Consider the following 20,975-nt stretch of genomic DNA (forward strand, 5'->3'; position numbering starts at 1 on the left):
CGGATTCTCCCACGGGCTAGGGCAAGGCGGTCCTCATGAATGAGGCGAGGTTCTCCCCCGCGACCGCCGTCGCTACGTTCGTACCGACCCGCTGGGTCAGTCGCGGGACGAACGACGCAAAGTCCGCAGGCCGGCTCAAGCCATCCACCCACGGCAGGTCGTCGATGGGCACAAGCAGCCCGCTGAGTATGGGGTCCACGATCTTCGCAACGTCCAGCAGGAAGTCGGTGCCCATCCCGACTTGCGACGAACCGAGTACCGCGACTGCATGTTCGATGTGATCGAGATACGAGTCGACATCTGGTCGATCCGAGAGGAACGGACCAAAGGCATTCAGGCACAGGAGAGCCTGCTTGTCCTTCATCACTTGGAGCTGGTCGTCCTGGAGGTTGCGCGGATGGGGCTGGAGGTTGGCGCAGGAGGAGTGCGATGCGATGAATGGCTTCTGAGCGATGTCAGCGAAATGGTCGAACCCCGCCCTCGATAGATGTGAGACGTCGACCACCATCCCCCTCTCTTCCATGAGAGCGATGGCCGAGACGCCGAGCGCGGTGAGCCGACCCCCGGTGTCCGATTCGCCGACGCCATCCGCCATCATCGTTCGGCGGTTCCAGGACAGCGAAGCCATTCGCACCCCGGACCTGTAGAAGGTGTCAATGAGTTCCAAACCTGACCCGATCGGTTCGGCACCTTCCAGCGCCAGGATCAAGGCGATCTTGCCCGAGGTAAGGGCCTCGTCCAACTCGCTCTTCGTCCGCACGAGAAGAACGTCTTCGGCGTGCTCATCCGCGAGGCGGTACGCCTCCTCGAGCAGAACCATCGCCCGCCGAAGTGCGCCCTCTCCAACAAACTGTTCCTCCGTGCAGATGGGTAGCACCTGGAGCCGGACGCCGCCGGCCCGCAGCTGGGGCAGGAATTCCGCACCGAACGGATCTGGATGGCCGCGCTCTCGCATGTGTCGCACTGCGAGAAGGAGGTCATTGTGAGCGTCCGCGATGATCGACCCCCCAGCGATCGGCTCGGTCATCGCAGCAACGGTCCTGCCGCCTTCACCTGGACACGGCATGCCTCACCGGGAACGTAGGTCAGGGGCACCTCATTGATGGATGTCACACGTACCGCTGCGGGATCGGCGCCTGCGCGCACGGCCGCGTCGACCGCTGCCCACCGGGCTTCTTCGAGGCTGGATTCGCGGCCCTGTTCGCCGTAACGGTAGACCTGGTCGATGCTCCCGGATGCCTCCGCGATCGCCGCACCGTATGCGTTTGCGACCGCGTGGTTGGGAGGACGCACCACTTCGCTCACCCCGGCAACCTCGTCGGGAACGAGATGTGATCCGCCGCCGACAGCGATGAGAGGAAGAACGTGCTTGCTCGCTTTCATCCGTTCAACCATGATCTCGATCTGGCTGTCGACCCATGCCAGCGCCTGACGAACCGTGTCCTCGGACACCGACTCCACGAGGGCCGGGTCGCCGAATCCTTGGAGCCTGCCTCCGCGCACAGAGATATCGGACAAAGTCAGAGTGGAGCCGCCGCGCACGCGAGCATCTGTGGACACTCGGTAGCCGACGGAATCAGGTCCCACCGTGACACCATCTGGGGTCTCGCCAATGAGGGAGCCGCCGCCCAGTCCGATCGAAATCAGGTCAGGCATACGGAAGTTGGTGCGCACACCTCCGACCTCGATGGCGGACGCGGATTCTCGGGGAAAGCCATCGACGAGGATCCCGACATCGGCCGACGTACCGCCGACATCGATCACCATCGCGTCGCTCAGCTGCGCCAGCGAGGACGCACCTCGCATCGAGTTCGTGGGCCCCGACCCGAGGGAGAGAACAGGCAGTTGCACCGCTTCCTCCGCCGACATCAGTGTTCCGTCGTTCTGCGTCAGGAATGACTCGACGTCGAGGGAGTTCTGTGTCAAAGCTGCGTCGAAGCCGCGGACAACCCCACGAGCAACGCCGAGAAGTGACGCATTGAGGATCGTGGCGTTTTCTCGTTCGAGGAGTCCCAGCGCCCCCACGCGATGGCTGAGGCTGACCGCGAAGTTCGGGCCGAGCTCCTCGAAGATGATCTCAGCCGCGCGGAGCTCATGATCGTGGCTTGCCGGAGAGAACGGGGCTGAGATGGCGATGGCTTCGACGACTCCTGCGATCTCCCCCGCAAACGCGCGCACCGCGTTCTCGTCGAGGGGAGAGATCTCCGAGCCGTCGTAATTGTTCCCGCCTCGAATGATCGAGACCGGCCCCATGATCGCTGCGAGGAGGTCCGCCGGCCAAGCTGCTCCGGGCCGCACGCCAACAGTCGCTGGAGCTGCCAGGCGGAGGGTGCCCACCCGCTGCAAGGACCGACGTTGAATGACGGCGTTCGCGGGGTGAGTCGTGCCGAGCATGGCCTGACCGATCCGGTCCTTTTCAACTCCGACGAGGACCTGCTCCAGCGCAGCGCGGATTCCGTCGAAGGGGTCCGGGGTCGTGGCTGCCTTGGTTGCTGCGACGACCGTCCCTTGGTTGTCGACGACGACCGCGTCTGTGTTCGTGCCGCCCACGTCGATTCCGATACGAAGGTCCTTGATCACTGTGCTTCTCCCTCGAATGCGATGTACTCAACGTCGTAGCCGAAGGCGCTCGGGCCCACGACCTCCATCATTCCTTCGCGCTTCCATTCCGGCGCGCACGGCATCCCGATGACTCTCACCCGCTGGCCATAGGCGAGCTGCTCCGTCGTGATCGGCTCCGCCGTCTCATGATCGACCATGCAGATCAGGTCGGGCGGGGTGAGGACAGTGACCCCGTCTTCGATAGCGAGCAGCATCTCGTTCTGAATCTCGATTCGCATCGTGCTCGACCCGTTGGCGAATGCCTCGATGACGACGGTCCCCCGCGCGAAGCCCGACGTCGTCCGACGGTCGAGATCGACGATCTTCCCCTCGAACAGCGTTCGCCCCCCGGTGAACGCATACAGGTCTTCCCAAGATCCGGTCCCACCCTGGATCGCCCGAAGAAGCCTCCCGACTTCCGTGGCATAGGTGAGAGATCCCTGAATCGCGACGGTTCGAGCGGTTCCCGCCGTCATCGAGTATGAGGCGAACGAGTTCGCAAGACCAAGATTCATCGACGCGTTGCGGATGAGGGTCTCTGCGATCTGGTTGGTCTTGGACACCACGATGACGGTGTTGCCGTGCTCATCCGCCAGCGCAACGGGGGATGCCGAGATTCCGGCGAGAGTGAATACGGTCATCTCGATCTGTGGGAAGGCTCGACGCATCCCATCCGCGTCGATGCATGGGAGTCCGAGTTCCGCGGCGACCATGAGCGGCACGAGCGTATTCATCCCCCCGACCTCGACGGGCAGGATCGCCGCGATCTCCTGTCCCAGGTACGACCCGAGAGCGCGCACGGCGTCCGCGTAGAGCTGGCCGGAGGGGATCTTCTCGATGATGACGGTCGGAGCGCCGAGCACCGCGATCGTCACGACCAGCGCGTCCTCGGGAAGCTCGTCCGCGCTGATGAGCTTGATCGGACCGAAGTCATTGATCGCCTGATGCGCCATCAGCTTGGCTTGATAAGGATCTCCGCCACCACCATTGCCGAGCAGCGTCGCTCCCAGCGTGAGCGGATCCAGTTCTTCGAGGTCAATGAGTCTCACAGTTTGCCTTCCTTCGTGATGGGTTGACAGTAAAACCCGATCGATCAAACTCGAATGTGCAGACAGCTTTCTTTTGCCGACCAGGATGTGCCAAACGCACATCTCGAGGAAGCCGCGGGGGTGAAAGATGGTGCTGTGCAAGCGACAGACAGTTCTATCCTCATCATTGGGCCTCACGACGTCGAACGACTTCTCACTGCAGAAGAGATCATTCAGACGCAGAAAGACTGCTTCATAGCGCTCTCAGCTGGAACATCGCAGCTGGGTGAACGGGTACTGCTCACAGGCGCAGCCGGCTCCACGGCGTTCTCGTATGCCGCACGCACGACTCCCCACGCTCCCCCCGTGAGTAAGTTCGGCGCAGTAGTGCCCGGCAACAAGGCCAGGGGCCTGCCGACGGTGTCCGCGATCGTGATCGCCCTGGACGCTGACACCGGCCGCCCCGCTGCAATCATCGACGGAGAGGCTCTCACCAGCCGCCGCACGGTGGCGGCCTCCATCGTCGCCGCCCGCACGCTTGCAGACCGAAACCCCAAGGTCGCCGTGATTGGCCTCGGAACACAGGGGACGCTCCACGCGTACGCAGCGGTCGAGCATTTGGGGACCCGAGTCGTGTCTCTCTGGGATCCTCGACCGGCCAAGGCCGCCGCTCTTGCCAGCAAATTGCAGCAGAAATTCAGCGACATCGACGTCCGCTCTGAACCCTCGCCCGCTACGGCGGTGAGCGACGCCGACGTCGTCTTCCTCTGCACCAGCAGTTACGAGCCGGTGATCGCCAGCGGCTGGGTCAAGGCCGGCGCTACCATCATCAGCATCGGAGCCTTCGCCCCAGATCGACGTGAAGTGGCACGAGAGCTGATGGAAGAGGCAAGGCTGATTGTCGACCACCAGCCGACGGCGGTACGTCAGTGCGGTCAGATCGTCGATGCGGTATCCGCAGGTGTTGTTCGCGCCTCAGACGTCATCGAAATCGGCGCCGTTCTCGCTGGCCAGGTGGATGCGAAGGATGCCCGGGTCACGGTCTACAGCAGCGTTGGCGTCGGCGTCCAGGATGCCGCCGTCGTCACAGAGCTCCTGCAGCGTGCCGAGCGCGACCAGCTGCGGAGCATCAACTGGTGAGCGAGAGGCACGTGGTCGTCGTCGGCGCGGGCGTCATCGGCCTCTCGTGCGCATTGCAGTTGCGTCGTCGAGGACACGACGTCACCGTATTCGATGCTGGCGAGATCGGCGCGGGAGCATCCGCCGGGAACGCCGGTTGGATCGTCCCGTCACTCTCCGCCCCAGTCGCAGCCCCGGGAGCTCTCTCGTACGGTATGCGCTCTCTCTTCCACCGCTCCGGCGGCTTCAGTATCCGCGCAACCCCCGCGCCGTCGATGATGGCGTGGGGGTTGCGCTTCGCGCGCGCCACCCGGCGCTCCGCCTTCGAGGCGGGTCTGGCCGCCACCGCTCAATTCGCCGCCGGCGCGGCCCGATCGTTTACCGACCTCGAAAAGTCAGGCGTGACGACATCGATCCGATCGGATGGCATGCTGATCGTGTTTGACGATGAAACTAAAGCCCGTCGCGCACTCCCCTCCTACTCACGCCTGATTGAGTACGGAATCAACGTGGACGACTACGTCGTCAGCGCTAGCGAGCTCAAACACCTGGAACCCGGCCTCGGACGCTCGGCCAGATCGGGGATCTACTTCCCAGACGAACAGTATGTGGATCCGGAAGTGCTGTGCGCGGGGATTGCGAGCAGAGCCGTGCGGGAGGGCGTTGTCATACGCACACACTCCCCCGTCGATCGGGTCACGCACCCGTCACACCCTGTGGTCCTGCTGAGGGACGGCACCACGATCGGCGACTCCATCGTCATTCTCGCAGCAGGTACGGAGAGTACGAGGCTCGCGCGCGGGCTGGGCTACAAGCTGCCGATGCAGGCCGGCAAAGGCTACAGCGTCCGCGTCCAACCTGAACTACCGCTCCGACGCCCCATCTACATCCCGGACGCAAAAGCCGCGCTCACTCCCACTGACGACGGACTTCGAATCGCCGGAGTCATGGAACTGGGCAGCCGCTCTCTCCGCATCGACGGTCGCCGACTGTCCCGCATGCAACAATCCGCGGAGAGCTACTTCGCCGAGGACTTCCGCCCTGGAACGTCGCATAAATGGGCTGGCCTTCGTCCCGTCAGCGCCGACAGCCTGCCGGTGATCGGAGCGATCCCGAACACGCGCGACGCTTTCATAGCCACCGGTCACGCCATGTTGGGAGTCACACTCGGGCCCCTCACAGGCGAATCGATCGCCGATCTGGTGTCCGGAGTACACCGCCCTCTCATAGATGCATTCTCACCAGCTCGCTTCTCGAAGGAAACCTCACCATGACCAGGACACAAGTCGCTGACCTCCTCGACAGATTCGCCCGCGGCTGGAAAGACCTCGATGGAGACCAGGTGACCTCCTGCTTCGTCGACTCACCAGCGACGACCGTGATCGGCACTGACGAGGGTGAATTCTTCGTGGGCTGGCAGGCATACTCGGAATCATGGCGAACGGGACGCCCCTCGCACGTTACTGAATTCGGCTGGGAGGACTCTCGCAGCATCGAAATCGCCGGCGACGTGGCCTGGGCTCACGGCGTCATCGACTTCGATATCACGTCGATAGAGGCGCGAGCCGTCGGGCGGATGTGGATCACATGCGTCGCGCGTGAAGTGTCTTCCCGATGGCTCATCGCACACCTCCATGCGTCGTTCGCGGGTCCAGTGCAATCCGTCGAGTGAATAGCTCCAATACCGGGCGACAAGCACAAGACAAGCAAGTCCCGAGTCGTTAGCGTCAGTTCATGTCACGAATTCTCTGGATCAACCCCGTCGGAACATCCGCATATGACGCCCCAATGGGCGACGCACTGCGACCAGAAGGTCGTGAGACGACGAGAGTGGATGTCGCCTCCCTCCCGATGGACGGCCCGACGCATCTCGAGTTCAACGCATTCGAGATGGCGGTAGCGCCCGCCACGGCCGGGGTGATCCGATGGGCTCAACAGGAGGGCTATGACGCTGCCGTCGTCGGATGCTTCTACGATCCAGGGCTCCGCGCCGCACGCGAGATATCCAAGAGCATGGCCGTCACAGCTCCCGCGGAAGCGTGCCTCCACATCGCGTCCACGCTCGGGGAAAACGTCTCCATCCTCGTCGGACGGCGCAAGTGGATACCCGAGATGCAAGAGAACGTCGAAAAGTACGGATTCACCCGAAGAGTGCGCGAATTCCGCGTCCTCGAGATGAGCGTGAACGAATTCCAGCAGGATCCAGCATTCACCGAGCAGCGGATTCTCGAAACCGCGCAAGCTGCTGTCGACGAAGGTGCCGACTGCGTCGTCCTCGGATGCACCGTCGAGTTCGGCTTCTACCGTCACGTGCAAGAGCAGATTGGCGTCCCAGTTATCGACGCGATCGTCGGCCCCCTTCGATACGCCGAGTTCCTCGCCGACCTCCGCGCCGACCAGGGCTGGTCGCACAGCAAGGCGGTCGGCTACGACACTCCCGCAGACGATGAACTCAGCCGATGGGTCCCGATCGTCGAGCCGATTATCAGCCGGGATCCAAGAGGCTAATCAGACGCGGCAGCAATCTGATCGGCATGTCTGCCCACGCCTGAACCGAGGTCGCGATCCCGCCGAAACAATCGTTGTTTGGGGGGGGCGGGCGCACACCAATTGATGCTGTCAAAGCGGGGTGTGGTGCCGCTGCTTTGTGCACCACACCCCGCAAGCTGTTCTAACCGGCAAGGTTCCAGCTGGCGATAGGAATCCACTCCTGAGTGAGCCAGTATTTGGCATCCCAGTCTGCTGACCAGAAGCGGTAGATCGTGATCGTGTCGGCGGTCCAGTCTTCCGGCAGGTCTTCGACCAGGCGCTCGAGGACATCTTTCGCTTCTGCTCGAGCCGAGGAGTTGTCGATTCCGTCGTGACCGAGGACTGTGAGGTGGGCACGGAAGTGCTCCGCTCCCTCCTTCGCACGCCGTTCGGCCGCTTTCCGATCAGTCGGTTCGAATCCGCGTAGCTGCTCGGTTTCTCGCCGGAGGTCCTCGTACAGGTCCACCAGTTGGGAGTTCTGTTCCCCGTCGCTGGCGTGGTTGTAGTCGATGCCGATGGCAGCCCCGATTGCGGCGTTCAGGCCTGCTCCGTGAATGGGGATTGCCGCGCGGCCGGCGAGGACTCCGTCGACGGCGTCGATGAGTTGTGCCTCGGTGCCGGTGAGGACGATGGATCCGATGAGCGTGAGGTGTGGCGGGTAAGCGGTAGCCGCGTGGAACCCGAACAGGTCACGGGCGGTCCGCATCATTTCCAGGGCTGGGAGGGCGACCTCGGCCGGCGGCCGAATGAAGATCCCGTACCGGTACTCGCTCGCTGGACGGACAATCCCGCTCAGCGTGCCAGCGTGTGTGTTCGCACGTGTCACTGACCGACTCGCTCGTTATAGTCGGCGACGACGCCTTCGGCCGCATCCTGCACGGCGGTCAGGGTGCTCTTTACGTCCGCGCCCTGCACGATCTTCTCCATCGCGGGGGTCAGCTCTCCACGGACGGCCTGCAGCGCGCCACTAAGGCAGCCCGCAGATGCCACGGTGTCCGACGTGTCAGCGAGCTGCTCCAGCAGCGCCGTCTGACGGGGATCCGCGTCCGACTTCACAGCGTCCAGCGCTGCCTCGGTGGTGGGGAGGAAGCCGGTGGCTGTGAAGCTCTGTTCCTGTACGTCGTCGCTGCCCAGGTAGGCGAGGAACTCAGCCGCGGCCGCTTTCTCGGAGTCATCTTCGAGGCTGTCGCTGAGTGCGAACACGCTGTTGCCGCCGGGGGCGACTCCGCCGTCCTTGCTGTCGACGGGGAACGGAACGATCGACCAGTCGGTCGTCATGGCATCTGTGACCGTGCCGAGCGCACCGGAGGATGAGAAGAACGCTCCGGCTTCGCCCGCTGCGAGGGCGTTGACTCCTGCGGCGAAGTCGGTGCCGACGTTGAGCGCGGAACCGCTGGTGAAAGCCGACTGCAGGTCGGTCCACTGGTCGACCTGCGCATCATCGGCGATCGTGAAGGCATCGGCGGGCTTGTCGCCACGACCGTTCTCGGGGGTGCAGTAGTCGATCGCGGCACCGGCGGTGAGCTGTTCGAACCACCAGGCGTTCATGTGGAATGTGAGTCCGGCCTTGCCGGTGGCGGCTTTTGCCTTCTCAGCCCACTTCGTGAGCTCACTGATCGTCGTCGGAAAGTCTTCGACGGTGGTGTCAGTCGCTGCAAGAACATCGTCTCGGACGAAGATCGCCGGCTGTGAGGCCTGGAACGGCATGGAGGAAACAGTTCCGTCGACGGTGTAGTAGTTCGATACCGCTGGCACGAGCGCGTCGAAGTCGTAGTCGACGGCCGCGTCCTTGAGCAGCTGCTCGGCGGGGGCGACGAGGCCGCTGTCAATCATGAACGCGGTGTTGACGTCGTTGATCTGGACGAGGTCCGGAAGGTCTCCAGCCTGCACGGACGCGGAGAGCTTGGCGATCGTGTCGTCGTATTTGCCCTGGTAGGTGGCCTCGATCGTGATGTCATCGTGCGCGTCGTTGAAATCCTTCACGATCGCGTCGAGCGTCTCGGCGGTCGCGCCTTCGGCGGAGTGCCAGAAGGTGAGTGTGACGGGTCCCGACGGCTCGGCCGGGGTGTCGTTGCCGGCACAGCCGGTGAGGACGAGGGCGGTGCCGGTTGCGAGGGCCACGGAGGCGACCGCAATCCGCTTGGTACGGGTAGTGATCATTTGCTTGCTCCTTCAGTGAGCCCCCGGGTGAGGGCGGATTGCCCGATGATCACGACGATGATCATGGGAAGGCTGACGAGGACCGATCCGGCGAGCAGGGCGCCGATGTCCGGCCCGACGGAGTCGGCCATCTGGGAGATGCCGGCTTGTACGGTGCGATTGCTGGGGGTGTCGGTGATGAGGAGGGGCCAGAGGTAGCCGTTCCATGCGGCGATAGCGCACGTGATGATTGCGGCCGCGATGGTTGGCCGGGACAGGGGAACGAGGAACTTCCACAGGAATGCCATCGGTCCGACGCCGTCGAGGACGGCGGCTTCGTGGAGCTCTTTCGGGAAGCTCGCGAACGATTGCCGCAGCAGGAAGATGGTGACCGCTGACGCTCCGAATGGGAGGAACACGGCGATGAGGGTGTCGTAGAGGCCGATCGATCGGATGGTCAGGTAGTTCGCGATCATGGTCGTCTCGCCAGGGATCATCATCGAGATGAGGAAGACTCCGAAGAGGATCTTCGCGAAGCGGAGCTTGCCGAAGGTGAGTGCGTAGGCGGCGAAGATCCCGGTGACCACTTGGAGAGCGGTCTGGGCGATCGTGACGATCACGCTGTTTCCGAGCTGGACGAACAGTGGCGCTCGGTTGAGTGCGCGCGTGAAGTTGTCGAGCGTGAAGGAGGTAGGGACCAGGCCCTCGAGCCCTCCGCTGAGCGCACCGGCTGGTCGGAATGCTCCGACGTAGGCGTAGACGACCGGGAACGCCACCAGGAGGACGACGATCGTGAGATACACCGGGAGGAAGATCTTGCTGAGGCGAGTCATCAGTAGTGCACCTTCTTGTTGCTCACACGGAACTGGATGAAACTCACGATGCCGACGACGACGAGAAGAACGATCGCTCGGGCGGATGCGTCCCCGAAGTTGCCGCCGCTGGATCCGAACGCGAGGTTCCAGATGTCGATGACGAGCGTTCGGGTGGCGTCCGCCGGCCCGCCCTGGGTGAGGACGTTGATGACGGTGAACTCTCGGAGCGCGCCGACGGTGTGGTAGATCACGAGGAAGAGGATCGAGGAACTGATGAGGGGCATGACGATGGAGATGCCGGTGCGTACCGGGCCGGCGCCGTCGATGGCCGCGGCCTCGCGCACCTCCTGGGGAACGCCGGCGAGGGCGGCGAGGAGGATCAGCACCGTGAACCCGATCCCTACCCACGTGTCGACGATGATGACGCTGACGAGCGCGAAGTCGGGGTTAGTCAGCCAGCCCGGGCTCGATAGCCCGACCGAGCCGAGAATCTGGTCGGCGAGACCGAAGCCGGGTTGAAACATCGCCCGGAACACGAGTCCCGCGACCGCCACCGATACCGCCATGGGGATCAGGACGACGGGACGTGCGAGCCAGCTGGCGCGGCGACTGGTGGACATCGGGAGAGCGATCGCCAACCCGCACACGAGCTTCAAGGTCACGGATCCGACAGCGAAGAGGAAGGTCGTGCCGAGAGTGGAGAGGAACTGGGGCGAGGAAAACATGTCCGCATAGTTTTCGACGCCGATGAACCCGGAAGGTCGACCGAACAGGTCCGTCGACTGGAACGACAACGTGATCACACGAACGAGCGGGTAGTAGTCGAACAGGATGAAGAACCCGAGGGCCGGCGCCAGAAGCGCTAGAGCCCACCACGCAATCTGACGGCGTGGACGACGAGGCCGATGCTCCAGGGAACGTTCCCTGTTTGGTGCAAGAAGTTGCGATTGCGTCCGGGGTGTCATGGCTGCGCCTGTTCGTTGAGCAAGTCCAAGAGCGGTGCTCTGCTGTGAGTTCTACCGTAGGGAACGTTCCCTAACCCAGGATGACAGGAGGGTTGCCGTCTGTCAAACACTTACTTTGAAGGTGCCCGCAGAATGCCGGGGAGCGCAACGTGCTCTGCCTCACGCTCCGAGGTCAGAATGTCCACCACGAGCTCAAGTGCGCCCGAGGCGATGTCGCGAATCGGCTGGACCAACGTGGTTAGCCCAAGTAGCGGCGAGGCGTAGACCCCCACGCCGTCGTATCCGGTGACGAGTACATCCCGCGCATCGGCCAGCTGCTCTCGGATCGCGACTGCCCACCGATCATTCGGTGCCATCACAGCAATCCGCCCGGCCGTATGCGAGCGGACGCGCCGGGCCGCATCCGCGGGAGCGTCGGTGGCCACGACAATTGGCCTTATTCCGCGCACCTGCGCGCGAGCAATGAACAGGTTGGCCCGAACGTGAAGACTGGGAGCGATCGACGCTTGTGGGACGGGGATGATGACCGTGTCATAGCCGGCGTCGACGACATGATCGACGAGCTGGCGCGCGCCGTCCTCGTCATCGCAACAGACACTGCTGATGCGCGTATCCCACTCGCTGCGGCCGACGACCACCGTGGGCACTCGCTCAGCGAACGGATACAGGTCCCCGGCGGGGAGAAGGCCGCTGCAGACGAGAAGCCCATCGACCCGCATCGCAAGGAGGGACCGGAGCGCAAGACGCTCCTCCTCGAGATCCGGCTTCCCCGATCCCGTCATCGTCACCAACCGCACATCTCGATCAGAAGCCGCAGCCTGAAGTTCACCGAGGAGGGTCCCGTAGAAGACACTCGCGGGATCGCGAACGAGGACACCAACCGTGTCGATGCTGCGCGAGCGCATGCGCTGCGCCATGGCGTTCGCGACGTACCCGGTCTCCCTCACGGCGGCCATAACCGCATCGCGACTCTCGGGGCTCACACCCGGCTCATCATTCAGAGCTCGGGACACCACCGACTTCGACAGACCTGACACGCGTGCGAGATCGAGGATTGTCGGGGGCCGACCCTGCCGCTGATCCATCGGGTGCTCCTTCATCGCATCGTGGAATCGACTATTACCACAGTACAGGGAACGATCCCTATACTCATGGGGAACGTTCCCTTAACGGTCGATGGAGGCATGATGGTGAACATCGAATGGATCGGTGAGACGACACTCACCGAGGTTGTCCTACTGTTGATCGCCTTCGTCCTCTCCGCGATCGTCGGTGTTGAACGGCATCGGAAGCTCAAGAGTGCGGGCCTTCGCACCCACACTCTCGTCGGCGTCGGGTCCGCCGTTTTCACTCTCGTATCCGCATACGGATTCCAGACAGTGACGGGCCCAGAAACCATCGTCGACCCGTCACGCATCGCCGCGCAGATCGTCTCCGGCATCGGCTTCCTCGGAGCCGGAGTCATCTTCGTCCGACAGAACTCTGTGGCAGGACTCACGACCGCAGCGTCGATCTGGGTCACTGCCGCCATCGGGATGGCCTGCGGTGCGGGAGCCCCCGTGCTCGCCGGCTTCGCCACAGCACTGCACCTCATCACGGTGTGGGCGCTCGGAAAACTCGGAACGCGAATCAGACAGGAGCCAGACACCAACATGTTCAAAGTCAGATACCGCGAAGGCTACGGCGCACTACGCAACACGCTTGCGGTCGCCGCACAGTCCGGATTTGAGGCACTCGTCACTGAGACAAAGGACATCACTAAGCCAGGGAAGTCAGCACGATTCCAAGCAGCGATCAGCGTGAAGAGTCGCTCCCGCCAAGAACCATCTCAGCTGATCGAGACGATCGCGGACCTGCCCGGGGTGCTGTCCGTCGAGATGGCTCAGCCCGACTATGACTGACCCCATCAGCATTCCGGGCAAGGTGATCGTCTTCGACTACGGAGAAGTCATTTCCAACGAGCCGACCGTTGCCGAGCGCTCCGAGATTGTTGCTCTCGCCGGCATGCAGGAACGCGCTAGTCAGTTTTGGAACAGCTACTGGTTACACCGCTTCGCGCTCGATCACGGCACAGTCACACCGAAGGAGTATTGGCGCCGGATCGAACACGACCTCGAAGCGACGTGGCATCCGGCACAACACCACGAACTCTGGCTTCGCGACTTCCGCAGTTGGCTCGCAATCGACCCTAATACCCTCGATGTCCTGCTCGATCTGCAGCGCGGCAACACCCGAATGGCGCTGCTTTCCAACGCTGGCCGTGACTTCGCCTCGTACTACCGCCACGGGATGCTCGGCGACTTCTTCGAAGTCGTACTCATCAGTGGAGAGATAGGAAGCTCGAAACCGAGCCGCGCGATCTACGAACACCTCTTGCGCGAACTCAGCGCCCCGGCAAAGGACGTCGTGTTCATCGACAACCGCACGGACAACGTCGCCGGCGCAGAGGCAGTTGGCATCGCTGGCCACGTCTATACGACCACCGCCGATCTGCGCCTCTTCCTCAGCCGCCTCACTCAGCCCTGAACACCAACCTGCCCTGTACCCGCCCCTGCCCCCTGCCCCCGCCCCTGCCCCCTGCCCCCGCCCCTGCCCCTGCCGACGCTCACCCTCGAAGGTCACGCTTTGGGCACGGCGCACAACCCAAACTGCGATCGTGGTGGAGGCCTCTCAGGGTCCCCGGCGCACTTCGTCGGCAATTCTTGCGGATAGGCGCGAGGCTCCCGGCGGGGAGGGACTTCTCGATGATCTCATCCTCGGATGCACCGTCGAGTTTGACTTCTACCGTCCCGTGCAAGAGCAGACGGCGTCCAGTTATCGACGCGATCGTCGGTCCGCTTCGATACGCCACACGCCTTGCCGACGTGCGCCGATCAGGGTGGCCCTATCGCAAGGCAGACGCCTACGATACTCCGGCCGACGATTTGCTCAGCCGATGGGTCCCGATCGTCGAGCCAGTCATCAGTCGGGATCCGAGGGACTGAGTCAAACGCAGCCAGCGATGGCTGGTGTTGCGGTGTCATCTGATTCAGCTCAATTTTTCAGTCGGCAAGCTGGCCGCGATCTCGAGGCGGGGCGCTCCAGCTCGAGTCGGACTCACCGATTCGGCGTCATGCGCATGGATTCTTCTGGTGCAGGCGGCTCGTGTGCGCGGGCCGAGCGCGGAGCGCGGAATGAGGTCGAGGTCCTGCACTGTGTCCACGTCCCAGCGCAACGTCGACACCTCGGGTAGCGCCAGCGAAATATGCCCGCCCGCGAGGTGCCGAGCCAGCGACCCCACTCCGAATGCGGGTTCGAGACTGATTCCTTTCTGAGCCGTCAACATTGTCGTTCCTGAGCCTTGTCGATCGGCCACCACGGCACGAGGGTGGAGGCTTGCGTGTGCAAGCGCAGCATCGAGCTCGACGGAAGCCAATGCCGGTAAGTCACCAACCACTGCGGCGACAGGGAACTCCGTCAAATCCTCTAGCGCCTCCGTGATCGCACCATTCAACCCGGCAGATGGCCGCTGGATGGCCATGGAGACACCGGGCCGACCCGCAACCAGATGGTTCGCCCAACTCAGGTCGGTGGTCACGATGTAGACGTGTTGCACTCGCGCCGAATGCATGATGGCCGCGAGCGTGTCTTTCGCAATGGCAGCCGCCAGCTCGTCGTGGTTGACACCCGGGACGCTTAGACGTGACTTACCTTGAGCTGGCGGCTTGATTGGCATGACCACCGCCCAGTCCGTCGTCGCTGCGGACGAGGACGCGATAGCACCACTTGCTACGGATGTCATCCGTGTTCCACCTCGAGGAAGTCTCCTCCGAAGGCGTCGCGCTCCGACGCAAGGAACTCGCTGCCGTCGGCTGCCGCGAGCCGCGACCGGAATTTTTCCACGGTTCCCGGCCACAACAGAGTGAGCCTGTTCGATCTCGGGTCGACGTACCAGTTGCGACAGCCCCCCGTCAGCCACGGGGTCGAGGCAGCGGCTGCATCAATCTCAGCGCAATAGGCGGCTACCGCTGCTGGGTCCACGCGCAATACGCCGCTAGCAACGCGCCTTCGGCGGGCGAGCGCGCGCAGCACGTATCCCGTCTGTTCCTCGAGCATGAGCACCGCGGAGTTGTGGCCCAATGACGCGTTCGGTCCGTTGAGCACGAAGAGGTTCGGAAATCCATCCACGACTGTGGAACCGAAAGATGTCATCCCTGTCGACCAGTGATCCTCGAGGCTGACCCCCCTCTCACCGCGCACAACGCTGGCGTAGGGCTGTCGAGCCGACTCGAAACCCGTCGCAAGAATAACCGCGTCGACTTCGTACTCGGCTCCACTCTCGGCGAGCAACGTCGATCTGTGCACTGAGCGGAGGCCCGATGGCTCGAGGGTGACAGTCTCCGATGCTACGGCCGGGTAGAAGTCATCAGAAAGCAGAACACGCTTGCATCCGAATGAGTAGTCAGGGGTCAGTGCCCGCCGCAGATTCCCGTCGTCGACTTGAGACGCCAAGTGTTGAAGTGCCGTCGCGCGGGCTGCCTCTGCTGCCGCAGTGTCGCCTGAACGGGAGGCGAACCGCGCTTCTCCGTCGCTCGCAAGGTCTCTGCGCAGCCTCTGCAACTCGGATAGATGTCCACGAAAGTGCTTTCGTTGGGCGAGGTCATACTGACGGTTGTGTCGCGGTACGATCCACGCTGGCGTTCGCTGGAACACAACGATATCGGCGGCAGTCCCCACGAGTTCTGGGACGATCTGCACGCCGCTTGCGCCCGTACCCACGACCGCTACCCGAGCTCCGGCGAGACTGATGTCGTGGTCCCAGCGCGCAGAGTGAAACAGCGGCCCAGGGAAGGAAGGAAGGCCCGAGATTTCAGGGATGGCAGGCTCGGAAAGTCGCCCACATGCCAGAATAATCGCGTCCGCCTCGATCGATCCTGCGTCTGTAGTGATCAGCCAGATCGCCTGGTCCTCGTTCCATTCAGCCCTGAGCATCGGAGTTCGGAGGCGCAAGTTGTCTCCGAGGCGCTGCTTCTCGACGAGCCCCTCGAGGTATAGGCGGATCTCGGCGCCTCTTGCGTAGACGCTCGACCAGTCTGGGTTCGGGTGATCGGCAAGACAGTAAAGGTGTGAGGGCACGTCGCATGCCACACCCGGGTAGGTGTTGTCACGCCACGTCCCGCCAACAGCGCCGGCGCGTTCGATCATAAGGAATGAGGTGCGTCCGGACTTGCGTAACGCTATGGCGGCGGTAATCCCGGCGAACCCCGCGCCCACAATGAGTACCTCGACACGCTCTGCTGTCATCGCAGTGGCACTTTACGATCGGACGCTGGTTCCTGGTAGTCCGTCATGCGCTGCCGGAGCGGTCTGAACAGACGAGATGCAACGCGAGCGGCATCTTTCACAGGCAGCTCGAGACCATGCTCTGCTCCGACGTCCGGCAGAACGCGTCCGTCGAGCAGGGTGCCGCCGAGGTCGTCGCCGCCGGAGCGGAGCAGGTCGGCGGTGAGGGCTAGGCCGAGGCGAGTCCAGGGCACCTGGATGTGCGGGATGCTGCCCGAAAGGATCAGCCTGGACACTGCCACCATCGCGCGATGCTCATCTCGGAGTGATCGATCAGGCGCCAGGCACACGCCGCCACCTGGTAAGGGAATCGGGACGAACTCCGTGAATCCGTTCGTTTCATCCTGGATCGAGCGCAGTACTCGTAGATGTGTGATCCTTTCGGCCGCCGTCTCGACATGGCCGTAGAAGAGTACGGAACTCGACCGTATTCCGAGGCGGTGAGCGGTCTTCACCGCTTCGATCCAGCGTTCGACTGGCGGGTCCGACGGCGCGATGCGATCGCGGACGCGTTCACTAAGAACCTTGACGCCAGTGCCTGGCATCGTGCTGACGCCCGCGGTGCGCAGCGCGATGAGCGCGGCTTCGATCCCGAATCCGCCTCGGTTGGCAAGATCCCAGACATCTCGAGGACCATACGCGTGCACGTGGATTCGTGGGGCAGCCTCCTTGATCGCGTCCACGATCTCGATGTAGGCCTCGGGCGGTTCATCGTCCGGTACCCGGCCCTGCACGCATATTTCGTTGATCCCGAGGCTCCAGGCATCGTGCGCGATCGCGGGGACATCAACGATTCCGAAGGTACCGCGCTGCCCCTTGTCCGACAGGCGGTAGGCAGAGGAAGCCAGGTTGCGATTGATCACGATGCTGACAGCCTCGCCGACGGTGTACCGCCGGACGTCGTCTGCGGTGGCTGTGACTGCGTCAAGGTCAGCGCCGGTCGCCAGCAGCAATGTCGTCCACTCATAGTCGTCTAGGTCCAGCGGATTGGATGCTGCTCGCTCAGCGAGCAAACGAACGGACGAACCGGATGTCTTGCGGTTCGCTCGTGCGTTGTCGCTTGGCCCGTCAACCGCTTCATTCGATTCGGGTCTTTCCTGGTGAGCGTCGAAGCGTGCGAGACCGGTCTCTGGGTCTGCGACGCGTGTGACCGCTGCATGCAGGCCCGGGTCAATCCAGAACATCGCATCACTGACGAACTCCGGATGTGCTGTCAGGCGCTCGCGCAAGACGAAACCAGACTCGGCAGTGGATGCGGCGAGCTGGTTCAGATGCGGCCAGGGACGCTCGGGGTTTACGTGATCGGCTGTCAATGGGGAAACACCTCCCCAGTCATCGGCGCCGGCGCGCAGTAGGAGGTCTAGGTTGGCGGAATCGGACAGGTTGGGTGGAACTTGAACCCGCATGGCCGGACCGAAGAGGAGACGAGTCACGGCTATGGCGGCGACATACTCGGTGATGTCTGCGTCGGCCGCAGAATTCATTGCCGTACGCGGTTTCGCTCGAAAGTTCTGGACGATGACTTCCTGAATGTGACCGTGCCGTTCGTGACTTGCACGTAAAGCCACGAGCGACTCCGCGCGATCGCGTAACGTCTCGCCGATGCCCACGAGGATCCCGGTTGTGAACGGGATGCGGGCGATGCCGGCGTCCTCGATCACTTGCAGGCGTAGGGAGGGTTCTTTGTCGGGCGAGCCAAAGTGCACCTGCCCGGGCTCGTTGAAGAGCGTCTGCGAGGTGGTTTCGAGCATCATTCCCATCGACGCTGCCGATGGGCGTAGCTGTCGAAGCTCCTCGGCGTACATGACTCCCGGATTGAGATGCGCGAGCAGACCCGTCTCAGCGGTGATGAGTCTTGCCATCGCCCCGACGTACTCGAGCGTGGATGCATACCCATTGGCTCGGAGCCAATCTCGAGCCTCGCCCCAACGGTCCTCCGGCCTGTCCCCCAGGGTGAGCAACGCTTCTTTGCACCCCATCGATGCTCCCTTGCGGGCGACCGCGAGTACTTGATCCGGTGACATGAACGCTGGCTTGTTTTTTTTCAGAAGCTGCCCCGGCGTATCCACGAAAACGCAGTAGTGACAACGGTCGCGGCAGAGCGTCGTGAGCGGCACGAACACCTTGCGTGAGTAGGTGATCGTGCCGGGCCTTCCAAGTGCTTCCAGGCCGGTGTCACGTACCGTGCCGGCGAGAGCAACGAGCTGATTGAATTCATCGCCCTTAGCCGCGAGCAAGGTCTCTGCATCGTCTGCGTCGAGTTGTTCTCCGCGACGCGCACGCAAGAGCGCGCTACTTACCATCGCTCATCATCCCCTTGGTATTGCGGAGGCAGTTGAACATGCGGTAGTTGAGTTCGGTCGTCAGGAGTGAGAATTGCACGTGCTTAGCCACCGGCGGCTACAGCGCACGTAGCCTGGGGGCGATGTCGCTCTCGAAGAGCCGTAGGAACCGGCGTTGATCGGCACCGGGCGCGTGGAAGACGAGGTGGTTGAATCCCGCATGAACGTAGGCTGCGATTTCAGCGGTTACCGTGTCTGGATCCGCGCTGACGATCCACCGCGAGGCGATCTGAGCGATCGGAAGAGCGTCGGCGGCGCGTTCCATTTCGATCGGATCACTGATGTCATGCTTCTGTTCCTTGGATAGGGCCAGAGGCGCCCAGAATCGCGTGTTCTCGAGAGCTGCCGAGGGATCGCGATCGTAGGACAGTTTGATCTCGATCATGCGGTCCAGATCCGAAAGTTGCCTCCCTGCTGCCGTTGCTCCTTCTGCAACTGCGGGTACGAGCGTCTCCGTATAGAGGTTCATGCCTTTACCGGAGGTGCAGATAAACCCATCCCCTGCCTTGCCGGCGTACCTCGCCACAGTTGGCCCACCCGCGGCAACGTAGATGGGGATCGTCGATTCCGGCCGATCGTAGAGGCGCGCGTCGTTGACCTCGAAGTACGCGCCTCGGGAGGTGATGCGCTCACCGCTCCACAGGGCGCGCATGAGATCCACCGACTCTCGCAGTCGGGCGAACCGCTCCCTGAACTCCGGCCACACCTGCCCATTAGCCCCGTGAAAGCCGGCTGCGATCTCATTGAGGGCCTCCCCCGTGCCGACCCCGAGAAAGATTCGTCCGGGATACATGACGCCCAGAGAGGCGAACGCTTGGGCGATCACAGCGGGGTTGTATCGAAACGTCGGGGTCATGACGCTAGTGCCGATGCGGATCGAGGACGTACGCTCGCCGACCGCAGCCATCCATGTCAATGAGAACGGCGCGTGACCACCATGATGGCGCCACGGCTGGAAGTGATCGCTTATGGCAACGCTCTCGAATCCCCGTTGCTCTGCTTCAACGGCGAGTTCGACGAGTTCGCGAGGATCGAACTGTTCACTGCTGGCTTTATAGCCGAGGGTTAGCGCTGTTCTCATGGGTCAGGCCTTCGCGGTGATCTGGGTCTGGAGGGCGGGGATGACGGTCTCGCCGTACACGCGGAGTGTTTCTTCCTTGTTGTCATGGTCGAGGTAGCCGGCAAACTGATCAGCACCAAGGGCTTTCAGCTCAGCGAGCTTCTGTTGATGTTCTTCACGAGTGCCGATCAGACAGAAACGCTCTACGATGTCGTCCGGCACGAAGTCGACGTGACTGTTGTTCGCTTTGCCGTGCTCGTTGTAGTCGTACCCGGTGCGCCCGGCGATGTAGTCGGTGAGGGCCCGCGGCACCTCACCGTCGGTGCCGTATTTCGCGACGATGTCAGCGACGTGGTTTCCCACCATCCCGCCGAACCATCGACACTGATCGATCGCATGACGGCGTGATGCATCGGTGCCGTCAGTGATATACATCGGCGCGGCGACGCAGAACTTGATCGTCTCGGGATCTCGGCCGGCTTTTGCCGCCGCGCTTCGTACGGTCGCGATCATCCAGCGAGCGATATCGACGTCGGCGCACTGCAGAATGAATCCGTCGCCGATCTCTCCGGTCAGCTTGAGTGCTAGCGGTCCGTACGCTCCGACCCACAGGTCCAACTCGGAGCCATGGCTCCAGGGGAACCGCAACGTCGCCCCGTTGTGCTCGACGGGCCGGGAGTTCGCGAGTTCGCGAATGACATGGATGGCTTCTCTGAGGTCACCCAGGCTGGTCGGCTTTCCCCCGCTGACTCGGACAGCTGAGTCCCCGCGGCCGATGCCGCAGATCGTGCGGTTTCCGAAGTGGGCGTTGAGGGTGGCGAACGTGGAGGCGGTCACCGTCCAGTCACGTGTTGCTGGGTTGGTCACCATCGTCCCGACGTTGATGCGGTGCGTGTTGCTAAGAATCTGGGAATGCACGACGTACGGTTCCATCCAGAGGATGTGAGAGTCGTAGGTCCAGAAATAGTTGAAGCCGTGCTCCTCAGCTTGCTTGGCCAAAGACAAGATGCGGGAGACCGGTGGGTTGACCTGCACGACGACGCCAAAGTCCATGG

19 protein-coding genes are annotated in these 20,975 nt (G+C 62.9%); 6 read left to right on the forward strand and 13 right to left on the reverse strand.

Features of this window, described 5'->3' with window-relative positions; genetic code table 11:
• Positions 1-16: 16 nt before the first annotated feature.
• From OB895_RS03355 to OB895_RS03365, 3 genes are read right to left on the reverse strand one after another with little or no spacing between them, the layout of a single operon-like run.
• Positions 17-1,027 (reverse strand): dipeptidase, encoded by a 1,011-nt coding sequence (locus OB895_RS03355; protein ID WP_311879058.1) that lies wholly within the window; start codon positions 1,025-1,027, stop codon positions 17-19.
• Positions 1,024-2,580 carry a hydantoinase/oxoprolinase N-terminal domain-containing protein gene (locus tag OB895_RS03360; RefSeq protein WP_311879060.1) on the reverse strand — a complete coding sequence of 519 codons (1,557 nt, stop codon included), beginning with the start codon at positions 2,578-2,580 and terminating at the stop codon, positions 1,024-1,026. The genes OB895_RS03355 and OB895_RS03360 overlap by 4 nt, the downstream gene beginning before the upstream one ends.
• On the reverse strand, positions 2,577-3,650 hold the full coding sequence (locus OB895_RS03365; protein WP_311879062.1) for an S-methyl thiohydantoin desulfurase family protein: 1,074 nt from the start codon (positions 3,648-3,650) through the stop codon (positions 2,577-2,579). The genes OB895_RS03360 and OB895_RS03365 overlap by 4 nt, the downstream gene beginning before the upstream one ends.
• Before the next feature lie 345 nt (positions 3,651-3,995).
• On the opposite strand from OB895_RS03365, the gene OB895_RS03370 reads away from it, so the two are divergent.
• The 4 genes from OB895_RS03370 to OB895_RS03385 all read left to right on the forward strand — a co-directional run bounded on the left by OB895_RS03370 (position 3,996) and on the right by OB895_RS03385 (position 7,256).
• The gene (locus tag OB895_RS03370; RefSeq protein WP_311879063.1) at positions 3,996-4,769 is read left to right on the forward strand and encodes an ornithine cyclodeaminase family protein; all 774 of its coding nucleotides are present in this window, start codon (positions 3,996-3,998) and stop codon (positions 4,767-4,769) included.
• The gene (locus OB895_RS03375; RefSeq protein WP_311879064.1) at positions 4,766-6,022 is read left to right on the forward strand and encodes an NAD(P)/FAD-dependent oxidoreductase; all 1,257 of its coding nucleotides are present in this window, start codon (positions 4,766-4,768) and stop codon (positions 6,020-6,022) included. Before OB895_RS03370 ends, OB895_RS03375 begins: the two co-directional genes overlap by 4 nt.
• The gene (locus tag OB895_RS03380) at positions 6,019-6,420 is read left to right on the forward strand and encodes a YybH family protein (protein WP_311879065.1); all 402 of its coding nucleotides are present in this window, start codon (positions 6,019-6,021) and stop codon (positions 6,418-6,420) included. Before OB895_RS03375 ends, OB895_RS03380 begins: the two co-directional genes overlap by 4 nt.
• Before the next feature lie 62 nt (positions 6,421-6,482).
• The gene (locus OB895_RS03385; protein ID WP_311879067.1) at positions 6,483-7,256 is read left to right on the forward strand and encodes an aspartate/glutamate racemase family protein; all 774 of its coding nucleotides are present in this window, start codon (positions 6,483-6,485) and stop codon (positions 7,254-7,256) included.
• Positions 7,257-7,419: 163 nt separating this feature from the next.
• Here OB895_RS03385 and OB895_RS03390 read toward each other — a convergent pair whose 3' ends face one another.
• The 5 genes from OB895_RS03390 to OB895_RS03410 form a co-directional block, all read right to left on the reverse strand.
• The gene (locus OB895_RS03390; protein WP_311879069.1) at positions 7,420-8,103 is read right to left on the reverse strand and encodes a 2'-5' RNA ligase family protein; all 684 of its coding nucleotides are present in this window, start codon (positions 8,101-8,103) and stop codon (positions 7,420-7,422) included.
• Entirely contained in the window at positions 8,100-9,437 is a 1,338-nt protein-coding gene (locus OB895_RS03395) for an extracellular solute-binding protein (RefSeq protein WP_311879070.1), read from the reverse strand. Before OB895_RS03395 ends, OB895_RS03390 begins: the two co-directional genes overlap by 4 nt.
• Positions 9,434-10,249 carry a carbohydrate ABC transporter permease gene (locus OB895_RS03400; protein ID WP_311879071.1) on the reverse strand — a complete coding sequence of 272 codons (816 nt, stop codon included), beginning with the start codon at positions 10,247-10,249 and terminating at the stop codon, positions 9,434-9,436. Before OB895_RS03400 ends, OB895_RS03395 begins: the two co-directional genes overlap by 4 nt.
• Positions 10,249-11,196 carry a carbohydrate ABC transporter permease gene (locus OB895_RS03405; protein WP_311879073.1) on the reverse strand — a complete coding sequence of 316 codons (948 nt, stop codon included), beginning with the start codon at positions 11,194-11,196 and terminating at the stop codon, positions 10,249-10,251. The genes OB895_RS03400 and OB895_RS03405 overlap by 1 nt, the downstream gene beginning before the upstream one ends.
• 110 nt (positions 11,197-11,306) lie before the next feature.
• Entirely contained in the window at positions 11,307-12,281 is a 975-nt protein-coding gene (locus OB895_RS03410; protein ID WP_311879075.1) for a LacI family DNA-binding transcriptional regulator, read from the reverse strand.
• Between the two features lie 21 nt (positions 12,282-12,302).
• On the opposite strand from OB895_RS03410, the gene OB895_RS03415 reads away from it, so the two are divergent.
• Together OB895_RS03415 and OB895_RS03420 are read left to right on the forward strand one after the other, a co-directional pair.
• Positions 12,303-13,097: an MgtC/SapB family protein gene (locus tag OB895_RS03415; RefSeq protein ID WP_311879076.1), complete on the forward strand. Its 795-nt coding sequence runs from the start codon at positions 12,303-12,305 to the stop codon at positions 13,095-13,097.
• A complete protein-coding gene (locus OB895_RS03420; RefSeq protein WP_311879078.1) occupies positions 13,090-13,722 on the forward strand; it encodes an HAD family hydrolase in 633 nt (210 codons plus the stop codon). The genes OB895_RS03415 and OB895_RS03420 overlap by 8 nt, the downstream gene beginning before the upstream one ends.
• Positions 13,723-14,224: 502 nt before the next feature.
• Here OB895_RS03420 and cofC read toward each other — a convergent pair.
• From cofC to OB895_RS03445, 5 genes are all read right to left on the reverse strand, one after another.
• Entirely contained in the window at positions 14,225-14,911 is a 687-nt protein-coding gene (gene cofC / locus OB895_RS03425; protein ID WP_311879080.1) for a 2-phospho-L-lactate guanylyltransferase, read from the reverse strand.
• A gap of 62 nt (positions 14,912-14,973) precedes the next feature.
• Complete coding sequence (locus OB895_RS03430; protein WP_311879081.1) at positions 14,974-16,479, reverse strand: flavin-containing monooxygenase; 1,506 nt, start codon at positions 16,477-16,479, stop codon at positions 14,974-14,976.
• On the reverse strand, positions 16,476-18,821 hold the full coding sequence (cofG, locus tag OB895_RS03435) for a 7,8-didemethyl-8-hydroxy-5-deazariboflavin synthase CofG (RefSeq protein ID WP_311879083.1): 2,346 nt from the start codon (positions 18,819-18,821) through the stop codon (positions 16,476-16,478). Before cofG ends, OB895_RS03430 begins: the two co-directional genes overlap by 4 nt.
• A gap of 97 nt (positions 18,822-18,918) precedes the next feature.
• On the reverse strand, positions 18,919-19,941 hold the full coding sequence (gene fgd / locus OB895_RS03440; protein ID WP_311879084.1) for a glucose-6-phosphate dehydrogenase (coenzyme-F420): 1,023 nt from the start codon (positions 19,939-19,941) through the stop codon (positions 18,919-18,921).
• Between the two features lie 3 nt (positions 19,942-19,944).
• The gene (locus tag OB895_RS03445; protein ID WP_311879085.1) at positions 19,945-20,973 is read right to left on the reverse strand and encodes a TIGR03842 family LLM class F420-dependent oxidoreductase; all 1,029 of its coding nucleotides are present in this window, start codon (positions 20,971-20,973) and stop codon (positions 19,945-19,947) included.
• Positions 20,974-20,975: the final 2 nt, after the last annotated feature.

Origin of the sequence: Microbacterium forte (assembly GCF_031885415.1) — a bacterium.
Classification (GTDB): Bacteria; Actinomycetota; Actinomycetes; order Actinomycetales; family Microbacteriaceae; genus Microbacterium; species Microbacterium forte.